Raw genomic sequence first — 24,445 nt, 5'->3', positions numbered from 1 at the left:
CCGGGGAGGGGGCGCGGCCGGAAAAATACAAGTCATCAAAGAGTAGAAGCCATGCCAAAGCGTACCGACATCAAAAGCATTCTGATCATTGGCGCCGGCCCGATCGTCATCGGCCAGGCCTGCGAGTTCGACTATTCCGGCGCCCAGGCTTGCAAGGCGCTGCGCGAGGAGGGCTACAAAGTCATCCTGGTCAACTCCAACCCGGCTACCATCATGACCGACCCGGACATGGCCGATGTCACCTACATCGAGCCCATCAGCTGGGCTGTGGTGGAAAAGATCATCGCCAAGGAGCGTCCGGACGCCATCCTGCCGACCATGGGCGGCCAGACCGCGCTGAATTGCGCGCTGGACCTGGCCAAGCACGGCGTGCTCGAAAAATATAAAGTGGAGCTGATCGGCGCCACCGAAGACGCCATCGACAAGGCGGAGGACCGCGGCCGTTTCAAGGAAGCGATGGCCAAGATCGGCCTGTCCTGCCCGCTGTCCTTCGTCTGCCACACCATGGAAGAGTCGCTGGAGGCGCAGGCCAAGGTGGGTTTCCCCACGCTGATCCGCCCGTCCTTCACCATGGGCGGCTCCGGCGGCGGCATCGCCTACAACAAGGAAGAGTTCCTGGCGATCTGCGAGCGCGGCTTCGAAGCTTCCCCCACTCATGAGCTGCTGATCGAGCAGTCGGTGCTGGGCTGGAAGGAATACGAGATGGAAGTCGTTCGCGACAAGAACGACAACTGCATCATCATCTGTTCGATCGAAAACTTCGACCCGATGGGCGTGCACACCGGCGACTCCATCACCGTGGCGCCGGCGCAGACGCTGACCGACAAGGAATACCAGATCATGCGCAACGCCTCCTTGGCGGTGCTGCGCGAGATCGGCGTGGACACCGGCGGCTCCAACGTGCAGTTCGCCACCAATCCGGCCACCGGCGAGATGATCGTCATCGAGATGAACCCGCGCGTCAGCCGTTCCTCCGCGCTGGCGTCCAAGGCCACCGGCTTCCCGATCGCCAAGATCGCCGCCAAGCTGGCGGTGGGCTTCACGCTGGACGAACTGAAGAACGATATCACCGGCGGCGCCACCCCGGCTTCGTTCGAACCGTCGATCGACTACGTGGTCACCAAGATTCCGCGCTTCGCCTTCGAGAAATTCCCGCAGGCCGACGACCGCCTGACCACCCAGATGAAGTCGGTGGGCGAGGTGATGGCCATGGGCCGCACGCTGCAGGAATCGATGCAAAAAGCCCTGCGCGGTTTGGAAACCGGCCTGGCCGGCTTCGACTCGGTGACCTCCGACGAAGCCGCCATCCGCCACGAGCTGGGCGCGCCGGGACCGGAGCGCATCCTGTACGTGGCCGACGGCTTCCGCATCGGCATGAGCCGCGACGACATCCACGCGGTCAGCAAGATCGATCCGTGGTTCCTGGCCCAGATCGAGGACATCATCGGTGAGGAACAGGCGCTGGCCGGCCGCCAGATCGAGGACATGGACTACGCCGAGCTGCGTCGCCTGAAGCGCAAGGGCTTCTCCGACCGCCGTTTGGGCGAGCTGTTGGGCTCCGACCAGGCCGCGGTGCGCGCCAAGCGCTGGGCGCTGAACCTGCACCCGGTGTACAAGCGCGTAGACACCTGCGCCGCCGAGTTCGCCACCAACACCGCCTACATGTACTCCAGCTACGAGGAAGAGTGCGAGTCCAATCCGTCCGACCGCAAGAAGGTGATGGTGCTGGGCGGCGGGCCCAACCGCATCGGCCAGGGCATCGAGTTCGACTACTGCTGCGTGCATGCGGCATTGAGCCTGCGCGAATCCGGCTTCGAGACCATCATGGTCAACTGCAACCCGGAAACCGTGTCCACCGACTACGACACCTCCGACCGCCTGTATTTCGAGCCGCTGACGCTGGAAGACGTGCTGGAGATCTGCCGCATCGAGAAGCCGTTCGGCGTCATCGTCCAGTACGGCGGCCAGACCCCGCTGAAACTGGCGCGCGCGCTGGAAGCCAACGGTGTGCCCATCATCGGCACCACGCCTGACATGATCGATGCCGCCGAGGACCGCGAGCGCTTCCAGAAGCTGTTGAACGAGCTGGGCCTGAAGCAGCCGCCGAACCGCACCGCGCGCGCGCCGGCCGAAGCGATGAAGCTGGCTGACGAAATCGGCTACCCGCTGGTGGTGCGCCCGTCTTACGTATTGGGCGGCCGCGCGATGGAGATCGTCCATGAGCCGGCCGACCTGGAACGCTACATGCGCGAGGCGGTGAAGGTGTCGAACGACAGCCCGGTGCTGCTGGACCGCTTCCTCAACGACGCCATCGAAGTGGACGTCGACTGCGTGTCCGACGGCGAGACCGTGGTGATCGGCGGCATCATGCAGCACGTGGAGCAGGCCGGCGTCCACTCCGGCGACTCCGCCTGCTCGCTGCCGGCCTACAGTCTGTTCCCGGCGCTGCAGGACGAAATCCGCCGCCAGACCGAGGCGATGGCCCGCGCGCTGAACGTGGTCGGCCTGATGAACGTGCAGTTCGCCATTCAGGGCGACACCATCTACGTGCTGGAAGTGAACCCGCGCGCTTCGCGCACCGTGCCCTTCGTCTCCAAGGTGACCTCCGCGCCGCTGGCCAAGATCGCCGCCCGCGCGATGGCTGGCATCAGCCTGGTCGAGCAGGGTTTCACCAAGGAGGTGATCCCGCCGTTCTACGCGGTGAAGGAAGCGGTGTTCCCCTTCATCAAGTTCCCCGGCGTGGACACCATCCTGGGACCGGAAATGAAGTCCACCGGCGAGGTGATGGGTGTCGGCAAGACTTTCGCCGAAGCCTACGTCAAGGCGCAGCTGGGCGCGGGCGACCGCCTGCCCAAGACCGGCAAGGTGTTCCTGTCGGTGCGCGACTCCGACAAGAATGGCGTCGTCGACGTGGCGCGCGAGCTGCAGCGGCTGGGCTTCGGCGTCTGCGCGACGCGGGGCACCGCCAAGCACCTGACCGATGCCGGCCTGATCGTGCAAGTGGTCAACAAGGTGAACGAGGGCCGTCCGCACATCGTCGACATGATCAAGAACGGCGAGGTGGATCTGGTGATCAATACCGTGGACGAGCAGCGCACCGCGATCCAGGACAGCCATTCGATCCGCCGCTCCGCGCTGCAGGCGCGCGTGCCGCAGTACACCACGCTGTCCGCCGCCAAGGCGGTGTGCGTGGGCCTGAAGCACGCCGAATCCTTCGATGTGTACAGCGTGCAGCAGCTGCACGCGCAGATCGCCGGCTGAAAGGGAGTGGCCGCTGGTAGGCTTTGATGCGGAAGCGATTTGCCGTTACAATTCCGCTCAAACCCGCTCGCGCAAGCCGCCGTCCCGTACGGCGGCTTGTGCTTTTGATGAAGGCGGACAACCGCCTGTGGAGAATACTGTAATGATCAAAGTCCCGTTGACTGTACGCGGCGCCGAGCTTCTGAAGGAAGAGCTGCAACGCTTGAAGAGCGTGGAGCGCCCGTCGGTGATCGAGGCGATCGCCGAGGCTCGCTCGCATGGCGACCTGTCGGAAAATGCCGAGTACGACGCGGCCAAGGAACGCCAGGCCTTCGTGGAAGGCCGCATCGCCGAGCTGGAAGGCAAGCTGTCCAATGCCGTGATCATCGATCCGTCCGAGCTGGACGCCGACGGCCGCGTGGTATTCGGCGCCACGGTCGATCTGATGGACCTGGAAACCGAAGAGAGCGTCACCTACCAGATCGTCGGCGACGACGAGGCCGACATCAAGGTGTGCAAGGTGTCGGTCAATTCTCCGATCTCGCGCGCGCTGATCGGCAAGGAAGCCGGCGACGTGGCCGAAGTGGTGGCCCCGGGCGGCATCCGCGAGTACGAAGTGCTCGACGTCAAATACATCTGATCCGGACCGCGCGGCCTTGACCGCGCGTTTTTCATCGGCCGCGTCTGTTGCCGAGCATGGGGGTGAAAATGGACGGCTTGCGTGCAGTGGCCAAGACCTTGTGGATTGGCGGTTTGTGGGTGATCGGCCTGATCGTGGCGCCGGTGCTGTTCAAGTCTCTGGACGCGGCGACCGCCGGCATGGTGGCGGGGCGCCTGTTCGCGGCCATCGCCTGGGTTGGACTGGTGTGCGGGGTGTTCCTGCTGGTCGACCAGGTATGGCGCAACGGGGTGGCGGGCCTGAAGCAGGGCGCGTTCTGGCTGATCGTAGGGATGCTGGCGTGCACGTTGATCAACCAGTTCGGCGTCGCGCCCATCATCGTCACCTTGAAGCAGCAGATGAACCACGCGGCCGAAGGGCTGTTCGGCGGCGGCTTCGCCACCTGGCACGCGATTTCCAGCCTGATTTACCTGGTGCAGAGCGTGCTCGGCCTCGCCTATATCTGGCGCAGCGAGTGACGGAACAATAAAAAAGCGGTGGCAAGGCCACCGCTTTTTTCATCTGCCGGGCGGGAGGGCTCAGCCCTTCATCGCCTGCTTGTTCTTCGGCAGCGCGATGCGAGCCTTGTCGCTGGGGCGCCACAGCACCAGCAGCTTGCCGATGTGCTGCACCGGGGCGCAACCCAGTTCTTCGCAGATCTGCTCGAACATGGCGATGCGGGCTTCGCGGTCGTCGCCTTGCACGCGCACCTTGATCAGTTCGTGGGCGTCCAGGCTGATGGCGATTTCGCGCACCACGGACTCGGTCAGGCCGTTGTTGCCTACCATCACCACCGGGTCGATGCCGTGCGCCAGACCCTGCAGGTACTTGCGCTGAAACGGCTTGATGTCAATTTTCATGGAAACATGGAATTCAAAGCAAAACGCGATTCTACTAGAATTTGGCTCCAGGCCCAAAGTTTGGGGCTGAAATAACCGAAAAACAACAGGATAGCGCGCCGTCCGGCGCGCATCGGCTATCCTGACGATTGAACCGACAGAAAGCACCGCCGCGTATGGCAAGAAGCAAGAGCAGCAACAGCTGGTTGCAGGAGCACGTCAACGATCCCTATGTGAACATGGCGCAAAAGGACGGCTACCGCGCCCGCGCAGCCTACAAGCTGCTGGAAATCAACGATAAGGACAAGCTGATCCGTCCCGGCACCGTGCTGGCCGATCTGGGCTCCACGCCGGGCAGCTGGTCGCAGGTGGCGGCGCGCATCGTCGGCGATTCGGGCAAGGTGTTCGCGCTGGACATCCTGGAGATGGATCCTGTGCCCGGCGTCGATTTCATCCAGGGCGACTTCCGCGAGGAAGAGGTTTTGCGCGAATTCGAGCAATTGTTGGGCGGACGCGAGCTTGATCTTGTAATTTCAGATATGGCGCCCAATATGTCAGGCATGAGCGCCATCGACCAGGCCAGGAGTTTCCTGCTATGCGAGCTGGCGTTGGAATTTGCGCGCGATCATTTGAAACCCGGCGGACATTTTCTCGTCAAAGTGTTCCAGGGAAGCGATTTCCAGTCCTATCTCAAGGCCATGCGAGAGCTGTTCGACGAGGTGGTGACGCGCAAGCCCAAGGCGTCGCGGGACCGTTCCAGTGAAATCTATCTGCTGGGCAAGGGGCGCCGCTGACATAAAAGGGCGCGCAGCGTACAATCGTAGCCATTCAATACAAGCAACCAAAAAGTCAGGGCACAGAGGAGTCCGCCACTCGTGAACAATATCGGCAAAAACATCGCCATCTGGGTGATCATCGGCTTGGTTCTGATGACCGTCTTCAATCAGTTCAATAAGCGCCAGGACACCCAGAACCAGCTCGAGTACTCGCAGTTCGTCAGCGATGTCGAGTCGGGCAAGGTGCAATCCCTGACCATCGAGGGGCATCCTCTGCGCGGCCAGTGGTTGAAGGGCAAACTGACCGACGGCACCGCGTTCTCCACTTTCGCGCCGTATGACCCGCAGCTGGTCGACGACCTGATCAAGAACAACGTGCGCTTCTCCGCCAAGCCGGAGGAAGAGCCGTCGATGCTGATGAGCATCTTCATCAGCTGGTTCCCGATGCTGCTCTTGATCGGCGTGTGGGTGTTCTTCATGCGCCAGATGCAGGGCGGCGGCAAGGGCGGCGCGTTCTCGTTCGGCAAGAGCAAGGCGCGCATGCTGGACCAGGACGCCAACACCGTGGTGTTCGCCGACGTGGCGGGCTGCGACGAGGCCAAGGAGGAGGTGAAGGAGATCGTCGATTACCTGCGCGATCCTTCCCGCTACCAGAGCCTGGGCGGCCGCATCCCGCGCGGCATCCTGCTGGCCGGCTCTCCCGGCACCGGCAAGACGCTGCTGGCCAAGGCCATCGCCGGCGAGGCCAAGGTGCCGTTCTTCAGCATCTCCGGCTCCGACTTCGTCGAAATGTTCGTCGGCGTGGGCGCGGCCCGCGTGCGCGACATGTTCGAGCAGGCGAAGAAGAACTCGCCCTGCATCATCTTCATCGATGAGATCGACGCGGTCGGCCGTCAGCGCGGCGCCGGTCTCGGCGGCGGCAACGATGAGCGCGAGCAGACGCTGAACCAGCTTCTGGTTGAGATGGACGGCTTCGACACCAATTCCACCGTGATTGTGATCGCCGCGACCAACCGTCCGGACGTGCTGGACCCGGCGCTGCAGCGTCCGGGCCGCTTCGACCGCCAGGTGGTGGTGCCGTTGCCGGACATCCGCGGTCGCGAGCAGATCCTGAACGTGCACATGCGCAAGGTGCCGATCGCCGCCGACGTCAACGCCGAGGTGATCGCGCGCGGCACGCCGGGCTTCTCCGGCGCCGACCTCGCCAACCTGATCAACGAGGCCGCCCTGTTCGCCGCCCGCCGCAACAAGCGCCTGGTGGACATGGAAGACCTGGAATCCGCCAAGGACAAGATCATGATGGGCGCCGAGCGCCGCAGCATGGTGATGACCGAGGAGGAGAAGCGCAACACCGCCTACCATGAGTCCGGCCACGCCGTCGTCGCCAAGCTGCTGCCGAAGTCCGACCCGGTGCACAAGGTCACCATCATTCCGCGCGGCCGCGCACTGGGCGTCACTATGCAACTGCCGGAGCAGGACCGCTTCGCCTATGACCGCGGTTACCTGATGGATAGGCTGGCCATCCTGTTCGGCGGCCGCATCGCCGAAGAGCTGTTCATGAACCAGATGACCACCGGCGCCAGCAACGACTTCGAGCGCGCGACGCAAATGGCGCGCGACATGGTCACCCGCTACGGCATGTCCGACAAGCTGGGTCCGATGGTGTACGGCGAGAACGAGGGCGAAGTGTTCCTCGGCCGCTCGATCACCACGCACAAGAACCTGTCGGAAGCGACGATGCAGCAAGTGGACCAGGAAATCCGCCGCATCATCGACGAGCAATACGCGCTGGCGCGCCGTCTGCTGGAAGAGAACCGCGACAAGGTGGAGGCGATGACCGCCGCGCTTCTGGAGCTGGAAACCATAGACGCCGACCAGATCAACGACATCATGGAAGGCAAGCCGCCGCGTCCGCCCAAGCCGGGCAGCAGTTTCGCCGCCAAGCCGGAAGACAAGCCGGCCGAGCCGACCGCTCCTGTCGAGGCGACTTCCGATCCGGCCCAGGAAGTCTGATCGCCGCATCCGCCATAACCGGGCAAGCCTTCGCGGGCTTGCCCGGTTTTCTTTCCGCTCCTCGTTGTGTTGGCCAGGAGCGTCAGGAACGAGAATCATGATGAAAACCTTGCTTTGCGGGCGTTTCTCGCTCGATCTGTCCCGCCCCTTGGTGATGGGCATTCTCAACGTCACGCCGGATTCCTTCTCCGATGGCGGCCGCTTCAACCGCGTCGACGATGCGCTCGCGCGCGCCGAGGCGATGCTGGCCGAGGGCGCGGATATCCTCGACATCGGCGGCGAATCGACGCGGCCCGGCGCGCCCTTCGTCAGCCCGGAGGAAGAGATGGCGCGGGTGATGCCGGTGCTGGAGAAACTGCGCGGCATCGGCGCGCCGCTGTCGCTGGATACCCGCCGCGCCGAGGTGATGCGGGAAGCGCTGCGGCTTGGCGCGGTGGATCTGATCAACGACGTGTCGGCGCTGGAGGACGAGGGCGCGCTGCCGCTGGCCGCCGCCAGCCGCGCCGCGGTCTGCCTGATGCACAAGCAGGGCAATCCGGACACGATGCAGAATCGGCCCGAGTACGCCGACGTGGTGGCCGAGGTGGCCGATTACCTGAAACGCCGTCTCCAGCTGTGCCTGGACGCCGGCATCGCCCGCGAGCGGCTGCTGGTCGATCCCGGCTTTGGTTTCGGCAAGACGTTGGAGCACAATCTGGCTTTGCTCAAGCGGCTGGACGAGATCGAGCGCATCGCCGGGGCTCCGCTGCTGGTGGGCTTGTCGCGCAAGTCGATGCTGGGCGCGATCACCGGCGAGGACGCGCCGTCGGAAAGGCTGGGCGCCAGCGTCGCCGCGGCGCTGGAGTCGGCGCGGCGCGGCGCGGCGGTGATACGCGTGCACGACGTCAAGGCGACGCGCCAGGCGCTGCAGCTGTGGCAGGCGCTGCGGGATTGTTGATTTGACGCTGGTTTTCCCCCCGGCGGTAGTGGCAAAATGGCGGGCATCGCGCCTGCCAAGGCCCTGAACCGATACAGAGAATACTGAATGAGTCGCAAATATTTCGGCACCGATGGCGTGCGCGGCGAGGTCGGCAAATTTCCGATCACGCCGGAATTCGTGATGAAGCTGGGTTACGCGGCCGGCCGCGTGCTGGTCAACCATGACAAGGACAGCCGCCCCACGGTGCTGATCGGCAAGGACACGCGCATTTCCGGCTATATGCTGGAAGCGGCGCTGCAGGCGGGCTTCACCGCCGCCGGCGTCAACGTGCTGCTGACCGGCCCGCTGCCGACGCCGGGCATCGCCTATCTGACCCGCGCGCTGCGGCTGGAAGCCGGGGTGATGATTTCCGCTTCCCACAATCCGTTCCAGGATAACGGCATCAAGTTCTTCGCCGAAGGCGGCAACAAGCTGGACGACGGGCTGGAGCTGGAGATCGAGGCGATGCTGGAACAGCCTATGGCCACCAACCCGTCGCTGGAGCTGGGCCGGGCCCGCCGCATCGACGGCGCGGCCGAGCGCTACATCGAATTCTGCAAGAGCACTTTCCCCAACGAGCTCAGCCTGAAGGGGCTGAAGCTGGTGGTCGATTGCGCCAACGGCGCCACTTACCATATCGCGCCCAAGGTGTTTCACGAGCTGGGCGCCGAGTTGGTGGAAATCGGCTGCGAGCCCAATGGCTACAACATCAACGACAAGGTGGGCGCCACCTATCCCAAGACGCTGCAGGTGGCGGTGCTGGAACACCAGGCCGACTTCGGCATCGCGCTGGACGGCGACGGCGACCGCCTGATCATGGTGGACGCCGCCGGCCGCATCTACGATGGCGACCAGCTGATCTACGTGATCGCCAAGGCGCGCGCGGCGCGCGGCGAGCTGAAGGGCGGCGTGGTCGGCACCGTGATGACCAATATGGCGATGGAGCTGGCGCTGCAAAAGCAGGATGTGCCCTTCGGCCGCGCCAAGGTTGGCGATCGCTACGTGCTGGAAATGCTGCATGCCGATGGCTGGCAGGTGGGCGGCGAAGCCTCCGGCCACATCCTGTGCCTGGACAAGCACAGCACTGGCGACGGCATCATCTCCAGCCTGCAGGTGTTGGCTGCGGTGCAGCAGCTGGGCACGGGCCTGGCCGACATCTGCGCCGACTGGCAGCCTTTCCCGCAGACGCTGATCAATGTCCGTCACAACGGTTGCGACTGGAAAGGCGCTTCCGCCGCGCCGCTGTCCGAGGCTGAAGTCGCGCTGAGCGGCCGCGGCCGCGTGGTGCTGCGTCCGTCCGGCACCGAGCCGGTGGTGAGGGTGATGGTGGAGGCCGACGACAAGGCGCTGGCCGACACCTGGGCCAAAGCCATCGCCTCGGCGATCGAGAAGATCGCTTCCTGATCGTTCCGTGCAGCGGACCGACAAAAATGCCAACCTGTACAGGTTGGCATTTTTTGTGTCAAAAATTTGCTATCCGATAATAATAAACTTGAATGTCATCAATCTGTGGATAAAATTGCCGCACCTCTACTCAGGATGACAAAAGGATGAGAACAATACCCGCATTCCCCCTTTCCCGCGCCGCCATCGCCGCTTCGCTGGCGCTGGCGCTGGCCGGCCTGCAGGCGCAGGCAGCCTGCAGCTTGCCCGACGCGCGCATCCACCAGGTTCAGGGCAACGGTCCGCAGAACCCGATGCAGGGCAAGACCGTCGCCGTGCAGGGCGTGGTCAGCAGCCTGCTGTACGGCAAGGACGGCCCGGTGGGCTTCTTCATCCAGGAAGTGCCGCAGAATCAGGACGCTGATCCGGCTACTTCCGAGGGCATCTATGTCTACACCGGCAAGCTGGCGTTGCCGGCGTTGAGGGCCGGCGACGCGGTCGGCGTGCGCGGCAAGGTGCTGGAGTTCGGCCGCAAGGGCGACGCGCGCACCGAGACCCAGCTGCAGCCGTCGGCCGCGGCCGATGTGCAGCTGTGCGGCTACCAGGGAGAGCTGGCTCCGGTGAGCCTGCGGCTGCCCTTGAGCGGCGGCGCGGCCCAGCTGGAGTCGCTGGCCGGCATGGTCGTCAAGTTCGAGCAGCCGCTGTTCGTCGTCGACAGCTACAACTACGGCCGCTACGGCGAGCTGGCGCTGTCCAGCCAGGCGCGCCAGTGGGTGCCGACCCAGCTATACCGCCCCGGCAGCGCTGAGGCTCAGGCGCTGCGCGCGGCCAATCCGCGCGACCGCCTGCTGCTGGACGACGGCAAGACCTGGCAGAACGCCGACGCCTGGCTGCCGGGGCCGGGCGGCCTGTCCGCCGCCAACACCCTGCGGGTGGGGGACCGCCTGGACGGCCTGACCGGCGTGGTGTCGTTCAGCAACGGCGCCTACCGCGTCCAGCCGTTGTATCTGCCGCAGGTTTCCGCCGCCAATCCCCGCGCGGCGGCTCCGGCGCGCAAGGCCGGCCAGCTGCGGGTGGCCAGCTTCAACGTGCTCAATTTCTTCAACGGCGACGGCCTGGGCGGCGGCTTTCCGACCGAGCGCGGCGCCAAGACCCGCGACGATTTCCTGCGGCAGAAGGCCAAGATAGTCAGCGCCATCCGCCAGCTGGATGCCGACGTGCTGGGCCTGATGGAGTTGGAAAACGACGGTTTCGGGCCGCAATCGGCGGTCAAGGAACTGGTCGACGCGCTGAACGCGGGACAGGACGCGGACAAGCAGTACCGCTTCGTCGATCCCGGCCTGCCCAGGATCGGCACCGACGCCATCACCACCGGCATGCTCTACCGCCCGTCGCGGGTGAGGCCCGATGGCGCCGCCAAGGCGCTGACGGTGGGCGATCCGGCCAAGAACCGCCTCAGCCTGGCGCAGACTTTCGCCGCCGACGGCAAGAAGTTGACGCTGGTGGTCAATCATTTGAAGTCCAAGGGCAGCAGCTGCGAGCAGGTCAAGGTGAACGGCGCGCCCGACGCGGATACCGGGGATGGCCAGGGCAATTGCAATCTGACCCGCGTGCAGGCGGCGCAGGACCTCGTGCGGTGGGCGAAGCAGCGTGGCGCATCCGCCAAGGATGGCTTGCTGGTGATGGGCGACATGAACGCCTACGCCAAGGAAGATCCGATCCGCGTCTTCGAGGATGGCGGCTTGTCCAACCTGCTGGCGCGCTTCCAGAAGGATGCTTATTCCTATGTGTACCAGGGCGAGTCCGGCAACCTCGATCACGCGCTGGCCGACGCCGCGCTGACGAAGTGGGTGGCCGCCGCCGGCGAATGGCACATCAACGCCGACGAGCCGACCGCGCTGGAATACAGCAGCGAGTTCAAGTCCTCCGCCCAGCGGCAGAATTACTACGCGCCCGACGCCTACCGCTCGTCCGATCACGACCCCTTGTATGTCGACCTGCAACTGGTGCCGATCGCCGGCGCGGATGCGCTGGCGCTGGGCATGCTGGGATTGGCGAGCCTGCTGGCCTGGCGACGCCGCAAGTGAGGCTGCCGCCGGCCAGCCTGCTGCCTGCGCTGCTGCCGCTGCTGACGCCTTGGGGCGAAGCGGCGCGGCGCTGGTTGTTCGATCCCGTTGCCGGCGGCGAGTGGTGGCGGGCCTTCACCGCCAGCTGGGTGCACGCCGACTGGCGGCACGCGGCGTTGAACAGCGCCAGCCTGCTGTTGCTGGCAGGCCTGGGCGGCCGGCGCGCGGCCTGGCCGCTGTGCGCGCTGGCGCTGTTGCTGCCCTGGCTGATCGCGCTGCAGCAGCTGGCCTTGCCCGAGCCTCAGCCGTTTCTCGGCGCGTCGGGCGTAGTCTACGGCTGGTGGGCGGCGGTCGCCTGGCTGAAGCGGCGCGAGACCGCTGGACTTTGGCTGGCGGCAGCGCTGCTGCTGCGCCTGGCGTGGCAGGGGCTGTGGCCTAACCTGGGGCCGGGCGGCGAACCGGTGCTCTGGTCCGCCCATGTCGGCGGCGCCTTGCTGGCGCCGCTGCTGCTGGCCGGCTTCAGCCGAGCGCGACGCGCGGCACCCGCGGCATGACCGCGCTCATCAGCTCATAGCTGATGGTGCCGGCGGCGGCGGCCACCCTTTCGATCGGCGCGTTCGGTCCCCACAGCTCCACTCGGCTGCCGACGCCGGCCTGGGGCAGATAGCTGATGTCCACGGTCAGCATGTCCATCGACACCCGGCCAGCCAGTTGGCACGGTCGGCCGTCTATCGCTGCCGGCGCGCCGTTGGCGGCCACCCGCGGATAGCCGTCGGCGTAGCCGCAGGCAACCACGCCGATGCGCATCGGGCGGTCGGCGACGAAGCGGCGGCCGTAGCCGATGGCATCGCCGGGCTGCAGCTGCTGCACGGCGATGATGTCGGCCGACAGCGTCATCGAGGGTTGCAGGCCGAGGTCGGCGCCGGTTTCGCTCTCGAACGGCGACGCGCCGTACAGCACGATGCCGGGCCGGCCGATGTCGCCATGGGTGTGCGGGTGGCGCAGCAGCGCCGCGGAGTTGGCGGCGCAGACCTTCAGGCCGCTGGCGGCGGCCGTCGGTTCGAAGCGGCTCCATTGCTCGGCCACGCCGTAGTCTTCGTCGGCGGTGGCGAAATGGGTCATGATGGCGGTCAGCCGCGCGCCCGGCAGCGTTTGCAGCCGGGCTTGGGCGGCGGCGGCGTCTTCCGGGCGGAAGCCCAGCCGATTCATGCCGCTGTTGACCTTCAGCCAGACCTCCACCGGCCGGTCGGCGGAACCTTTGGCCAGCCAGTCCATCTGTTGTTGTGAGTGGACGGCGCCGCCGAGGCGGTAGTCGGCCATCGCGGCGGCCTCGGCCGCGTCGAACGGACCTTCCAGCAGCGCGATCGGGCGATCGATGCCCGCCTCGCGCAGCAGCACCGCGTCTTCGATATTGAGCAGGGCAAAACCGTCGGCCAGATCGGCCAACGCCTTTGCAGTGTCCAATACGCCGTGGCCGTAGGCATTGGCCTTGATCACGGCGAACAGGCTGCGGGCCTGGGAGTGCTGGCGGGTAAGCAGGAAATTGTGGCGGATGGCCGGGAGGGAAATCTCCAGCCGGATAGGGCGTGTCATGTCAAGAAAGCGTGTACGAGAGGTGTGCTATTATACACCTCCGTGCATGGACATTAGCCGCCCAGCCGCTTGATTGCGACGATTTGGAATAAAGCCGGCGGACGGAATACTAGATGGATACTCTGCAGATACTTCTCGACTTTTTCGCTGGTTACGGCTACGTGGCCGTGTTTGCGGTGCTGTTGATTTGCGGTTTCGGCGTGCCGATTCCGGAGGACATCACTTTGGTGGCCGGCGGCGTGATTTCCGGCCTGGGCTACGCCAATGTGCACTACATGTTCGTGGTCGGCATGGCGGGCGTGCTGGTCGGCGACGGCATCATGTTCCTGGCCGGACGCATCTTCGGTCACAAGGTGCTGCGCTTCAAGCCCATCGCCCGCATCCTGACCAAAGAGCGCTTCGAGGCGGTGCAGGAGAAGTTCGAGAAATACGGCAACTGGGTGCTGTTCGTCGCCCGCTTCCTGCCAGGGCTGCGCTCTCCGATCTTCATCACCGCCGGCATGACCCGGCGCGTGTCCTACTGGCGCTTCCTGATGATGGACGGCTTCGCCGCGCTGATCTCGGTGCCGGTCTGGGTGTATCTCGGCTATTACGGCGCGGCCAACCGCGACTGGCTGATGATGATGGTGCATCGCGGCCAGGCGGGCATCCTCACCGTGGTGGCGGTGCTGTTGTTGGTGGTCGGCTTCGTATGGTTCAAGCGCCGCCGCCTGTCCTGCGCGAAAAAATAAGCGCGCGGACGCATGAAAAAGGCCATCCTCAGGATGGCCTTTTTGCTGGATGGCGGAATGATCAGCCCACCTGCAGCAGCTCCACTTCGAATACCAGCGTCGCATGCGGTGGGATCACGCCGCCGGCGCCGCGCGCGCCGTAGCCCAGTTCGGACGGAATGGTCAGCTTGCGCTTGCCGCCCACCTTCATGCCTTGCACGCCTTGATCCCAGCCCTTGATCACGTAGCCGGCGCCCAGCTCGAAGCTGAACGGCTGCATGCGGTCCTTGCTGGAGTCGAATTTGGTGCCGTCGGTCAGCCAGCCGGTGTAGTGAACGGTGACTTCCTGGCCCGCGGCGGCTTCGGCGCCTTCGCCGACCAGCAATTCCTCGATGATCAGTTCGCTCATGCTATTTCCTTCCGGGAGTATGGTGTTGACCGCGCGATTGTAGCAGCCGGCCGGCCGATTTGTGTTTTCCCCTGTGTGGCATATAACGAAAAACAGAGCGTTCGTCTCTATTTTCCACGCGATGCAAGGGGGTGTGCCATGGATGTCACTCACCACGATGTTCCGCCCGTGCGCCCGGTGGCGCGCAAGGTGGAGTTGCGACAGCCGCTGCAATGGCTGAAAAGGGGCTTTCGGGACTTTCAGAAAGCGCCGGCCGACTGCCTGTTCTACGGCGCGGTTTTCGTGCTGATGGGTTATCTGCTGGGCGCTTATGTCGAGCAGGCGCCGGAGCTGGTCATCACCTTCGCCACCATCTTCCTGCTGTCCGGCCCCTTCCTGGCGATCGGCCTTTACGACATCGCCAAGCAGATGGAGGCCTTCGATGGCCACGGCCGGGTCAAGCTGTTGCACAGCATGGCCGCCTGGCGCGTCAATATGCCGGGCTTCAGCCTGTACGCGGTGCTGTTGGCGGTGCTGGTGTTCGGCTGGTTCCGCGTGTCGCTGCTGATGTTCGCGCTGTTTTACGATACCGCGGCGCTGCCCAATCTGAATGAGATAGTCGCCGACGCGTTCAATCCGGGCAATCTGGAATTCCTGATCGCCTACTTCGCCGTCGGCTTCCTGTTCGCCCAACTCGTGTTCTCGGTCAGCGTCGTCGCGATTCCGTTGCTGCTGGACAAGGAAGTGGACACCATCACCGCGATGATCGCCAGCGTGCAGGCGGTGTACCGCAATCTGCTGACGATGGGCATCTGGGCCGCTATCATTGTCGTGATGACGGTGGTGGGCTTCGTCACCTATTACCTGGGCCTGATCATCATCATGCCGGTGCTGGCGCTGGCCAGCTGGCATGCCTATCGGGATTTGATCACCTTCGAGAGATGACCGCCAAGCAATGACTCATAACGTCGTATTCCTTGACCGGGACAGCTTGCCTGTCCCGGTTCCCGTTTTTGGCTTTCCCGTCCATTACCGCGAATATCCGGCGACCGCCGCTCATGAGGTCGCGGCCCATGCCGCCGAGGCCGACGTGGTGATCAGCAACAAGGTGCCCCTGTCGCGCGACACGATCGCAGGGCTGCCGAACCTCAAGCTGATCGCCATCGCCGCCACCGGCTACAACCATGTCGATTTGGAGGCCTGCCGCGAGCGCGGCGTCGCGGTGTGCAATATCCGCCATTACGGCGATCACACCGTCGCCGAGCACGCGTTCATGCTGATGATGGCGCTGATGAAAAATCTGCCGGCCTATCAGCGCGACGTCGCCGCCGGCGTCTGGAGCCAGTCCCGGCAGTTTTGCCATTTCGGCGCGCCGATACGCGAGGTGCGCGGCGCGGTGCTGGCCATCGTCGGCAGCGGCGGCATCGGCGGCCGGCTGGCCGAGATGGCGCGCGCCTTCGGCATGGAGGTGGTGTTCGCCGAGCGCAAGGGCGCGGAGGAAGCCAGGGAGGGGCGGATGCCGTTCGCCGAGGCGCTGGCGCGGGCCGACGTGGTGTCGCTGCACTGCCCGCTGACCGACGAGACCCGCGGCATGATCGCCCAGCCGGAGCTGATGGCGATGAAGCCGGGCGCCATCCTGATCAATACCGCGCGCGGCGGCCTGGTCGACGAGGCCGATCTGGTGGCGGCGCTGAAATATGGGCAGCTGGGGGGCGCGGGTTTCGATGTGCTGAGCAGCGAGCCGCCGTCGCCGGACAATTCGCTGCTGAAGGCGCGCTTGCCCAATCTGATCGTCACCCCGCATGTGGGGTGGGCCAGCGGCGAGGCGATGGGCCGCTTGGCCGCGCAGTTGGTTGCCAATATCGAGGCGTTTGCGCGCGGCGAAAAAATGAACCGGTTGATTTAATCAGCGCGAAGAAATTTTATGATGTCGCTTGGCATTCTTTACCGGATAGCCGGCTTCTCCTGTCATGCCGCGATAGATTTTGTTGTTTTTGTTTAAAAAGAATTGGATTGTGCTTATAAAGTTGACTATTTTTCAAGGGCTCTGCCGGCTCGCCGGCTTGAGCTACCCCGCTTGTTGCACCGTGGACAGTACGCCTGCCACGGTGTTTTTTTGTCCATCGGCCGGAATCAGTCGCCGATATCGTTGGGATTGACGCGCGGCGCGTCTTCTTCGCCCATGCCCAGCTTGCCGCGCACGCAGGTGATGTAGCGGTTGACGTCGGGCCCGCCGCCGTAGCGCTGGGCATGCCAGATCATCTCGCCCAGGCATTCCATGATCTCGTGCTGGGCGCGATGCTCGTCGCCGTGGCGCAGCGCCAGCTGCGCGTAAAGCGCGCGGATGCCGAAGGGCTGGTCGATGGAGCGCTGCTCGGCGATGGCCACATGCAGGCCCAGGTGCAGGAAGGGGTTGGTCTCGCCCATGTCCGGGGTCCACTCCTGCTCCATGAACGCCTCCGGGTTTTCCAGGATGGGATGATACTCAGGGTGGTCTATAAGAATGGAGAGGACGATCTGTTCCAGGTCGGACAAGGTCTCGCCGGATTTGGATTTGTGCCAGGTGTCGAAGAAGAAGCGGCGGGCATCCTGGCGGCTGGGGCTGAACAACATCGATAAAGACCTCGGGCGATTGCTGGCGGGGCTCGGCGCGGGCGCGCCGCTTGAACGCAACAGGGTATCTGGGTCGCAGGCGGCTGCCATTCCGGGCTGCGGCATTATACGGGAGGGAGCTAGCCATGACCACGCTCTACGATTTTAGCGCGAAGCGGACCGACGGCGCCGAACAGGCGCTCTCGGCCTACGAGGGCAGGGTGGCGCTGCTGGTGAACACCGCCAGCGAATGCGGCTATACCCGGCAGTACGCCGGCCTGCAGGAGCTGCAGGACTATTTCGCCGGGCAGGATTTCGTCGTGCTCGGGTTTCCCTGCAATCAGTTCGGCGGGCAGGAGCCGGGCGGCGAAGATGAGATCGTCGCCTTTTGCCAGGGCCGTTTCGGCGTGACCTTTCCTTTGTTCGCCAAGCTGCAGGTGAACGGCGACGGCGCGCATCCGTTGTGGCGTTGGCTGACCCAGGCCGATTCCGAGCGTCCGCATCCCATCAAGTGGAATTTCACCAAGTTTCTGGTCGACGGCCGGGGGAGGGTGGTGAAGCGCTACGAGCCCGCGGTGGAGCCGCACGAACTGGTCGACGACGTCAAGGCGCTGCTGGCGAGGTGAAAAGCGAACGGCCCGCGCAGGCGGGCCGTGGAGGGAGCCGCGGATGGCTTACTTGCGGCGGAAGACCAGATCCCATACGCCGTGGCCGAGCTTGATGCCGCGGGCTTCGAACTTGGTCAGCGGCCGGTAGTCCGGGCGCGGCGCGTAGCCGTCCGCGGTATTCTCCAGATCGGCGTTGCCGCTCAGCACTTCCAGAATCTGGACCGCGTAGTCTTCCCAGTCGGTGGCGGCGTGGAAATAGCCGCCCGGCTTGAGCTTTTTGGCCAGTTTCTCCACCAGCGGCGCCTGGATCAGGCGGCGCTTGTTGTGGCGTTTCTTGTGCCACGGGTCCGGGAAGAAAATGTGCACGCCGTCCAGGCTGCCGTCGGCCAGCATGTTGTCCAGCACTTCCACCGCGTCGTGGCGCATCAGCCGCAGATTGCTCAGTTCCTTCTCGGCGATCAGCTTGCACAGATTGCCGACGCCGGGGCTGTGCACTTCGATGCCGAGGTAATCATTGCCCGGATTGGCGGCGGCGATCTCGGCGGTGGCGCCGCCCATGCCGAAGCCGATTTCCAGGATCTTGGGCGCGGCGCGGCCGAAAGCCTGTTCCAGGTCTATCGTTTCCGGACGGTACTCTATGCCCCACTTGGGCATGCCTTCGTCCATCGCCCGCTGCTGGCCTGCGGACAGATGGCCCTGGCGCAGCACAAAGCTGCGGATCGCGCGTTTGAAAGCCGGATTTTCCATTTTGCTGGCCTGCTGAAAACTCAAAAAAACCGCGATGTTACCGAATCTCGGCGTAGCTTGCGAGTATTGCCGCCCGCCGCGGCTCGTCCCGCCGCAGCGCGTCCAGATAATCGAGCACGCTGGGCCAGCGCAGACGGACGGCCAGTTCGCGTCGTATCCGGCCGTTGTCCAGGCGGCGCGATTCGGCCAGGAATGACCATTGCTGCGGCGTGACGCGGGCCTTCACCTCGTCGCGCGGCAATTGCGGCGGCACCGGCAGGCCAAGGGTTTCTCCCAGGCGCCGATACCACATGCCGACTGGCAGCGGTTGGTCGTCGCAGGCGTTGTAGACGCGGATGCCGCTTCTGCGGCGCAAGGCCGCCGCGCACAGCTGCGCCAGGTCGTCGGCGTGGATGTGGTTGCTCCAGCTGTCTTCGGCATCGATGATCAAGGGAGCGGCGGCGGCGAAGCGCGACAGCGGCAGCCGTTCATCGGCATAGATGCCCGGCGCGCGCAGGATGGTCAACGCGCAGCCGCGGGCGATGGCGAAGCGGCGCAGCTGGGATTCGGCGTCGGCGCGCCGCTGCGCGCGATCGTTGCGCGGGCGGACCGCCGCGGCTTCGTCCAGCACGGCGCCGCCTGCGTCGCCATACACGCCGCTTGTGCTGATGTAGATCAATTGCTGTGGTATGCTGTTCGCTTTTGCCAGCGCGTACAACAACTTGCGCATTCTCGAGTCTGTCCGGCCATGGGCCGGCGGCGGCGCGGTCAGCAGCGCGGCGTCGGCCAGCCCGGCGAGGCGCGCCAGACTGGGGGCATGGTCCAGATCGCCTATCAGCGGCAAGGCGCCCAGCGCGCGCCAGCGGGCGGCGGCCTCTTCGGTGCGACACAGGGTCAATATCCGCCAACTCCGGCGAAGCTGCGGCAGGGCGCGCCGGGCGACATCGCCGGCGCCGATGACAAGTAAAGTACGCATGGTGTGCATTTTAGCCAGAATTCGGGATTGAGAAACGATTATGACTTGCCAGGTGAAAGTGCTCCCCAGCGGGCATGCATTCAGTGTTGAAGCGCACGAAACCATTCTTGAAGCGGCGCTGCGCCAGGGCGTGGGCCTGCCCTACGGCTGCCGCGACGGCGCTTGCGGCGCCTGCAAGGGCAAGGTGCTGGAGGGCGAGGTGAGCCAGGACGGCTTCCAGGAAAAGGCGTTGTCCGCCGCCGAGCGCGCGCAGGGCATGGCCTTGTTCTGCTGTGCGAAGCCGCAAGGCGACATCAGCATCGAGGCGCGCGAAGTGACCGGCATCGGCGACATCCAGATCAAGACGCTGCCGTGCCGGGTCGAAACGATAGAAAAGATCCACGACGTGGCTGTGCTGAAGCTGAAGCTCCCGGTGTCCGAGCGTTTGCAGTTCCGCGCCGGCCAGTATATCGACATCCTGATGAAGGACGGCAAAAAGCGCAGCTTCTCGATCGCCAACGCGCCGCATGACGATTCCTTCCTGGAACTGCACATCCGCCATCAGCCGGGCGGCTCGTTCTCCGAGTATGTGTTCCATCAGATGAAGGAGCGCGAGATCATGCGCTTCAAGGGCCCGATGGGTTCCTTCTTCCTGCGCGAGGAGTCGGACAAACCCATCGTGCTGATCGCCAGCGGCACCGGCTTCGCGCCGGTCAAGGGCATCATCGAGCATGCGATCCATCATGGTATCACCCGGCCGATGAAGTTCTACTGGGGCGCCCGCACCAAGGCCGACCTGTACATGGCGGAGCTGGCCGAAGGCTGGGCCGCCGCGCATCCGCACATCAGCTATGTCCCGGTGCTGTCCGAGGCGTTGCCGGAAGACAATTGGACCGGCCGTGCCGGATTCGTGCACCAGGCGGTGCTGGAAGATTTCGCCGATCTGTCGGATTACCAGGTCTACGCCTGCGGCGCGCCGGTGATGGTGGAGGCGGCCCACGGCACCTTCACCCGCGAGCGCGGCCTGCCGGAAAACGAGTTCTTCTCCGACGCCTTCTTCCTGGCCAAGGATATGGGCGGAGGCAAATAAGCAGCACAAGCCTTTGATCTGTATATAAAAAGCCCTCTGCTCGCGCCGGGGGCTTTTTATTTGTCCTGCATCAAATCGCCGGGATGGCCGGTTTGACCTGGGTCAATTCCATGGTTTGTCGAGTGGTTATTATGTCGCTGGCAAGTCAATTGAAACCGCATGCCGGTAGGAGGGAACCATGGAGTTGCTGACCCTATTGTTGGCCGACGATGTCGGCCGTTTGAGCCTGTTGACTATCGTGGTCGCCACCGTGGTGGCTTTCGGGGCTTTGTGGGTGATTTTCCGGAACATGAACAAGCCGGGCAAGTAAGGATTACCCCTGTCGTTTTCAGTATTTCCTCTTGATGTGTGTGTTGGCGGATACGGTGGTGGGCCGTATCCGTTTTTTTTGTCCGCCGCGTCGCGAATTTGTTCTGTATCAGACTATTTCCGTTTCGGGCTTTTCGCCCGGCATTCCCTTTCTATGCTTAAGAGTCGCTGGCGCAAGCCCGCAACGGATCTGAACCAAGGCGCGTTCGCGCAGACGGCGCCAGTCGCGCGGCAAGAGGGCGCGATGCGGGGCCAGGCGTTCTGTCACGCATGGCTCCTGTTCAAAGCCTTGTTGCGAACCGCTGGGCGCTGTCGACAGGCGAGGCGCACGACGAAGGGCAGACCCTGTCCATCCGGCAACGCGGCAGATAGCCGGTTGGCCAGGCTGCCGCTTTCTGCCGGTAGAGACTTTGAACAGGCGCTGAGCGCGCATTTCCGCCGTTCCGGATTCAGCTGTCCATGACGCCTTAATGCAAGCCTTGGTCGCATTCCCCGGAAGTCGCCGGATTGATGGCTGGGCCTGCTTGATGCAAATCAACCTAACAACCGACACCGCTGGAAAGCCTTGTTTTTCGGGGTATACCATAATTTCAGATGATAAGAATTTAATAATGTAATGCTCGGTTTACATACCAGATCGGAGAACGAAAATGTCCACTGAAACTGCAACCCAAGCCGGCTTGGCCGAGGGCGCGTCGCCCAGGCTGAAGCTGGGCGCGCTGACGGCGCTGGTCGTCGGCTCCATGATAGGCGGCGGCATCTTTTCCTTGCCGCAGAACATGGCGGCTGGAGCCGGCGCCGGCGCCATCCTGATCGGCTGGGCCATCACCTTTGTCGGCATGCTGGCGCTGGCCTTCGTGTTCCAGATGCTAGCTTCGCGCAAGCCGGAAGTGTCCGGCGGCGTGTACGGCTACGCCAAGGCCGGTTTCGGCGACTACATGGGCTTCAACTCGGCCTGGGGTTACTGGATCTCGGCCTGGATCGGCAACGTCTCCTATTTCGTGGTGATGTTCTCGGCGCTGGGCTTCTGGGTGCCGGCCTTCGGCGACGGCAATACGCCCATCGCCATTGCTTGCGCGTCTGTGGTGCTGTGGGGCCTGCACTTCCTGGTGCTGCGCGGCGTGCACGGCGCGGCCTTCATCAATACCGTCACCACCATCGCCAAGCTGGTGCCGCTGGCCCTGTTCATTCTATTGATCGTGTTCGCATTCAAGGTCGATACCTTCAACCTGGACTTCTGGGGCAGCGCCAAGCTCGGCTCCATCGTCGACCAGGTGAAGAGCACCATGCTGGTGACGGTGTGGGTGTTCATCGGCATCGAGGGCGCGTCGATGTTCTCCGGCCGCGCCGAGAGCATGAAGGATGTGGGCAAGGCCACCGTGATCGGCTTCCTGCTGACCATCGCGCTCTTGGTCGCCGTATCGGTGCTGTCGCTGGGCGTGATGACCCAGGCTGAACTGGCCGCGCTGAAGAATCCGTCCACCGCCTACGTGCTGCAGAAAGCCTTCGGCACCTTCGGCGCCAACCTGATGAACGCGGGCCTGGTGATCTCCGTCGGCGGCGCGCTCTTGGCCTGGACCTTGCTGGCCGCCGAAGCGCCTTACCTCGCCGGCAAGGACGGCGTGATGCCCAAGGTGTTCGGCACCGTCAACGGCAACGACACCCCGGCCGCCTCGCTGTGGCTGACCAATGGCCTGATCCAGCTGTTCCTGCTGATCACGCTGAAGAGCTCGGCCGGCTACCTGGCGCTGCTGTCGCTGGCCACCTCGATGATTCTGATTCCCTACCTGTTGTGCGCCGGCTACTCCTTGCTGGTGGCCAAGCGCGGCGAGGGCTACGCCCAGGGCGAAAGCACCGCCAAGGAATTTTGGACCGCCGCGCTGGCCACACTGTATGGCGCCTGGCTGATCTACGCCGCGGGTCCCAAGTATCTGTTCCTGTCCATGGTGCTGTACGCGCCGGGCCTGCTGTTCTACCTGTGGGCCAAGAAAGAGCAAGGCCGCAAGCCGTTCAACCTGATCGAAGCCGTGCTGGCCGCCATCGTGGTGGTGATGGCCCTGATCGCGGTCTACATGCTGGCGACCGGTCAGATCGGCCTGTAAGCGAAAGATTTTGAAACCAGTGGGGGCGGATGCCCGCCCCCGAAGTCAGACAAGACTCAAGGAGTAGCGTTATGACCAAGTTTGGTGTTCATTCTGAATGCGGCAAGTTGCGCACCGTGATGGTGTGCCGTCCCGGCCTCGCCCACAAGCGCCTGACCCCCGACAATTGCCATGACCTGCTGTTCGACGACGTGATCTGGGTGGAGCGCGCGCAGAAGGACCATGCCTACATGGTCGAGCAGATGCGCGCCCGCGGCATCGAAGTGATCGAGGTGCACGACGCGCTGGCCAAGGTTCTGGACGACAAGGCCGCCCGCAACTGGGTCCTGGACCGCAAGGTCAAGGCCGACAACGTGGGCATCGGCATGCTGTCCGACCTGCGCAGCTGGCTGAACGAAATGCCGTCGTCGCAGCTGGCCGACCACCTGGTGGGCGGCATCGCCAAGTTCGAGCTGCCGTTCGACCCGAAAGGCCTGTTCGGCGGCTACCTGGACCGCTCCGACTTCGTGCTGCCTCCGGTGCCGAACAGCCTGTTCCAGCGCGACCCGTCTTGCTGGATCTATGAAGGCGTGACGCTGAACCCGATGTACTGGCCGGCCCGTCGGCAGGAAACGCTGATCCTGCAATCGATCTACCAGTTCCACCCGTACTTCGCGGGCAAGGTCAATATCTGGTGGGGCGGCTGCGACAGCGATCACGGCGCGGCCACACTGGAAGGCGGCGACGTGATGCCCATCGGCAACGGCGTGGTGCTGATCGGCATGGGCGAGCGCACCAGCCCGCAGGCGGTGGTGCAGGTTGCCAAGCGCGTGCTGCACCGCGAGGGCGGCGCCAAACGCGTGATCGCCTGCCAGATGCCCAAGTCCCGCGCCGCGATGCACCTGGACACCGTCTTCAGCTTCCTCGACATCGACCTGCTGTCGGTATTCCCGGACGTGGTGGATGAAATCACTTGCACCAGCATGTACGCCGGCGACCGCGAAGGCGAGGTCGTCTTCGAACGCCACGAGGGCGTGAAGCTGGTGGACGTGGTGCGCGAGGCGCTGAACCTGAAGGAAATCCGCGTGATCCAGACCGGCGGCGACGCCTACCAGCGCGAACGCGAGCAATGGGACGACGGCAACAACGTGGTGGCGCTGGACCGCCGCGTGGTGGTGGCCTACGACCGCAACACCTATACCAACCGCCTGATGCGCGAGCACGGCGTGGAAGTGATCGAGATCCCGGCCTCCGAACTGGGCCGCGGCCGCGGCGGCGGCCACTGCATGACCTGCCCGATCATCCGCGACGAAGTGAAGGTGTAAGGCTGTTTGACCCGGCCGGCTAGTCCGGCCGGGAGCTGAAAATACTCATCTAGTTTGTTTGCAAAAAGACAGGTTGACCGCTGCCTCCACGGGGACGGCGGCCCGCTTGCCCAGACTCTAATCAGGAGCAACATC

At 64.3% G+C, this 24,445-nt stretch carries 23 protein-coding genes; 17 read left to right on the top strand and 6 right to left on the bottom strand.

The genetic code is table 11. The features are described from left to right. Positions 1 to 51 precede the first annotated feature (51 nt). The 3 genes from carB to BKX93_RS09820 all read left to right on the top strand — a co-directional run bounded on the left by carB (position 52) and on the right by BKX93_RS09820 (position 4,377). Complete coding sequence (gene carB / locus BKX93_RS09830) at positions 52 to 3,261, top strand: carbamoyl-phosphate synthase large subunit (protein ID WP_046155566.1); 3,210 nt, start codon at positions 52 to 54, stop codon at positions 3,259 to 3,261. A gap of 142 nt (positions 3,262 to 3,403) precedes the next feature. Further along, on the top strand, positions 3,404 to 3,880 hold the full coding sequence (gene greA / locus BKX93_RS09825; RefSeq protein ID WP_046155565.1) for a transcription elongation factor GreA: 477 nt from the start codon (positions 3,404 to 3,406) through the stop codon (positions 3,878 to 3,880). Between the two features lie 68 nt (positions 3,881 to 3,948). Next, positions 3,949 to 4,377 carry a DUF4149 domain-containing protein gene (locus tag BKX93_RS09820; RefSeq protein ID WP_021478722.1) on the top strand — a complete coding sequence of 143 codons (429 nt, stop codon included), beginning with the start codon at positions 3,949 to 3,951 and terminating at the stop codon, positions 4,375 to 4,377. Positions 4,378 to 4,437: 60 nt separating this feature from the next. On the opposite strand, the gene yhbY is transcribed toward BKX93_RS09820, so the two are convergent. After that, a complete protein-coding gene (gene yhbY / locus BKX93_RS09815; protein ID WP_021478723.1) occupies positions 4,438 to 4,758 on the bottom strand; it encodes a ribosome assembly RNA-binding protein YhbY in 321 nt (106 codons plus the stop codon). 155 nt (positions 4,759 to 4,913) lie between these two features. Between yhbY and rlmE the strand changes: the two genes are divergently transcribed. From rlmE to BKX93_RS09785, 6 genes are all read left to right on the top strand, one after another. Next, positions 4,914 to 5,531 carry a 23S rRNA (uridine(2552)-2'-O)-methyltransferase RlmE gene (rlmE, locus tag BKX93_RS09810; RefSeq protein ID WP_046155563.1) on the top strand — a complete coding sequence of 206 codons (618 nt, stop codon included), beginning with the start codon at positions 4,914 to 4,916 and terminating at the stop codon, positions 5,529 to 5,531. Positions 5,532 to 5,612: 81 nt separating this feature from the next. After that, positions 5,613 to 7,526: an ATP-dependent zinc metalloprotease FtsH gene (gene ftsH, locus BKX93_RS09805; protein WP_046155562.1), complete on the top strand. Its 1,914-nt coding sequence runs from the start codon at positions 5,613 to 5,615 to the stop codon at positions 7,524 to 7,526. Between the two features lie 100 nt (positions 7,527 to 7,626). Beyond that, positions 7,627 to 8,463: a dihydropteroate synthase gene (gene folP, locus BKX93_RS09800; protein ID WP_046155615.1), complete on the top strand. Its 837-nt coding sequence runs from the start codon at positions 7,627 to 7,629 to the stop codon at positions 8,461 to 8,463. 87 nt (positions 8,464 to 8,550) lie between these two features. Then, a complete protein-coding gene (gene glmM, locus BKX93_RS09795) occupies positions 8,551 to 9,888 on the top strand; it encodes a phosphoglucosamine mutase (RefSeq protein ID WP_070979645.1) in 1,338 nt (445 codons plus the stop codon). Positions 9,889 to 10,034: 146 nt separating this feature from the next. Next, a complete protein-coding gene (locus BKX93_RS09790) occupies positions 10,035 to 11,954 on the top strand; it encodes an ExeM/NucH family extracellular endonuclease (RefSeq protein WP_070979643.1) in 1,920 nt (639 codons plus the stop codon). Continuing rightward, positions 11,951 to 12,487 carry a rhomboid family intramembrane serine protease gene (locus tag BKX93_RS09785; RefSeq protein ID WP_052717297.1) on the top strand — a complete coding sequence of 179 codons (537 nt, stop codon included), beginning with the start codon at positions 11,951 to 11,953 and terminating at the stop codon, positions 12,485 to 12,487. The genes BKX93_RS09790 and BKX93_RS09785 overlap by 4 nt, the downstream gene beginning before the upstream one ends. Here the strand turns inward: BKX93_RS09785 and alr are convergent. Further along, complete coding sequence (alr, locus tag BKX93_RS09780; RefSeq protein ID WP_070979641.1) at positions 12,453 to 13,526, bottom strand: alanine racemase; 1,074 nt, start codon at positions 13,524 to 13,526, stop codon at positions 12,453 to 12,455. The two genes, BKX93_RS09785 and alr, sit on opposite strands and share 35 nt — an antisense overlap. Positions 13,527 to 13,639: 113 nt before the next feature. Here alr and BKX93_RS09775 point away from each other — a divergent pair, with 113 nt between their 5' ends. Then, a complete protein-coding gene (locus BKX93_RS09775) occupies positions 13,640 to 14,257 on the top strand; it encodes a DedA family protein (protein WP_021478731.1) in 618 nt (205 codons plus the stop codon). Positions 14,258 to 14,318: 61 nt separating this feature from the next. Here BKX93_RS09775 and BKX93_RS09770 read toward each other — a convergent pair whose 3' ends face one another. Beyond that, the gene (locus BKX93_RS09770; RefSeq protein ID WP_046155559.1) at positions 14,319 to 14,645 is read right to left on the bottom strand and encodes an FKBP-type peptidyl-prolyl cis-trans isomerase; all 327 of its coding nucleotides are present in this window, start codon (positions 14,643 to 14,645) and stop codon (positions 14,319 to 14,321) included. A 138-nt stretch (positions 14,646 to 14,783) separates the two neighbouring features. On the opposite strand from BKX93_RS09770, the gene BKX93_RS09765 reads away from it, so the two are divergent. Together BKX93_RS09765 and BKX93_RS09760 are read left to right on the top strand one after the other, a co-directional pair. Continuing rightward, a complete protein-coding gene (locus BKX93_RS09765; RefSeq protein WP_070979640.1) occupies positions 14,784 to 15,569 on the top strand; it encodes a DUF2189 domain-containing protein in 786 nt (261 codons plus the stop codon). Positions 15,570 to 15,579: 10 nt separating this feature from the next. Further along, positions 15,580 to 16,530 (top strand): D-2-hydroxyacid dehydrogenase, encoded by a 951-nt coding sequence (locus BKX93_RS09760; RefSeq protein ID WP_070979638.1) that lies wholly within the window; start codon positions 15,580 to 15,582, stop codon positions 16,528 to 16,530. Between the two features lie 227 nt (positions 16,531 to 16,757). On the opposite strand, the gene BKX93_RS09755 is transcribed toward BKX93_RS09760, so the two are convergent. Then, on the bottom strand, positions 16,758 to 17,237 hold the full coding sequence (locus tag BKX93_RS09755) for a DUF1841 family protein (RefSeq protein WP_021478735.1): 480 nt from the start codon (positions 17,235 to 17,237) through the stop codon (positions 16,758 to 16,760). A 125-nt stretch (positions 17,238 to 17,362) separates the two neighbouring features. On the opposite strand from BKX93_RS09755, the gene BKX93_RS09750 reads away from it, so the two are divergent. Continuing rightward, positions 17,363 to 17,842: a glutathione peroxidase gene (locus BKX93_RS09750; RefSeq protein WP_046155556.1), complete on the top strand. Its 480-nt coding sequence runs from the start codon at positions 17,363 to 17,365 to the stop codon at positions 17,840 to 17,842. A 48-nt stretch (positions 17,843 to 17,890) separates the two neighbouring features. Here the strand turns inward: BKX93_RS09750 and trmB are convergent, their stop codons facing one another. Beyond that, positions 17,891 to 18,571: a tRNA (guanosine(46)-N7)-methyltransferase TrmB gene (gene trmB / locus BKX93_RS09745; RefSeq protein ID WP_046155555.1), complete on the bottom strand. Its 681-nt coding sequence runs from the start codon at positions 18,569 to 18,571 to the stop codon at positions 17,891 to 17,893. Positions 18,572 to 18,608: 37 nt separating this feature from the next. Beyond that, positions 18,609 to 19,526: an SDR family oxidoreductase gene (locus BKX93_RS09740; protein WP_046155612.1), complete on the bottom strand. Its 918-nt coding sequence runs from the start codon at positions 19,524 to 19,526 to the stop codon at positions 18,609 to 18,611. Positions 19,527 to 19,566: 40 nt separating this feature from the next. On the opposite strand from BKX93_RS09740, the gene BKX93_RS09735 reads away from it, so the two are divergent. The 4 genes from BKX93_RS09735 to BKX93_RS09725 all read left to right on the top strand — a co-directional run bounded on the left by BKX93_RS09735 (position 19,567) and on the right by BKX93_RS09725 (position 24,310). Further along, positions 19,567 to 20,595, top strand: a complete 1,029-nt coding sequence (locus BKX93_RS09735) for a CDP-6-deoxy-delta-3,4-glucoseen reductase (protein ID WP_046166452.1) — start codon at positions 19,567 to 19,569, stop codon at positions 20,593 to 20,595. Positions 20,596 to 20,773: 178 nt separating this feature from the next. Beyond that, positions 20,774 to 20,905, top strand: a complete 132-nt coding sequence (locus tag BKX93_RS23660) for a DUF3149 domain-containing protein (RefSeq protein WP_021478740.1) — start codon at positions 20,774 to 20,776, stop codon at positions 20,903 to 20,905. 649 nt (positions 20,906 to 21,554) lie between these two features. Next, the gene (gene arcD / locus BKX93_RS09730) at positions 21,555 to 23,006 is read left to right on the top strand and encodes an arginine-ornithine antiporter (protein WP_021478741.1); all 1,452 of its coding nucleotides are present in this window, start codon (positions 21,555 to 21,557) and stop codon (positions 23,004 to 23,006) included. 71 nt (positions 23,007 to 23,077) lie between these two features. After that, the gene (locus BKX93_RS09725) at positions 23,078 to 24,310 is read left to right on the top strand and encodes an arginine deiminase (RefSeq protein ID WP_046155553.1); all 1,233 of its coding nucleotides are present in this window, start codon (positions 23,078 to 23,080) and stop codon (positions 24,308 to 24,310) included. Positions 24,311 to 24,445 lie beyond the last annotated feature (135 nt).

The organism is Chromobacterium vaccinii, from assembly GCF_001855275.1.
In the GTDB taxonomy this organism is placed as follows: Bacteria; Pseudomonadota; Gammaproteobacteria; order Burkholderiales; family Chromobacteriaceae; genus Chromobacterium; species Chromobacterium vaccinii.
Note: the sequence above shows the minus strand (reverse complement) of the source record. Positions and strands in the feature narration are given on the sequence as shown.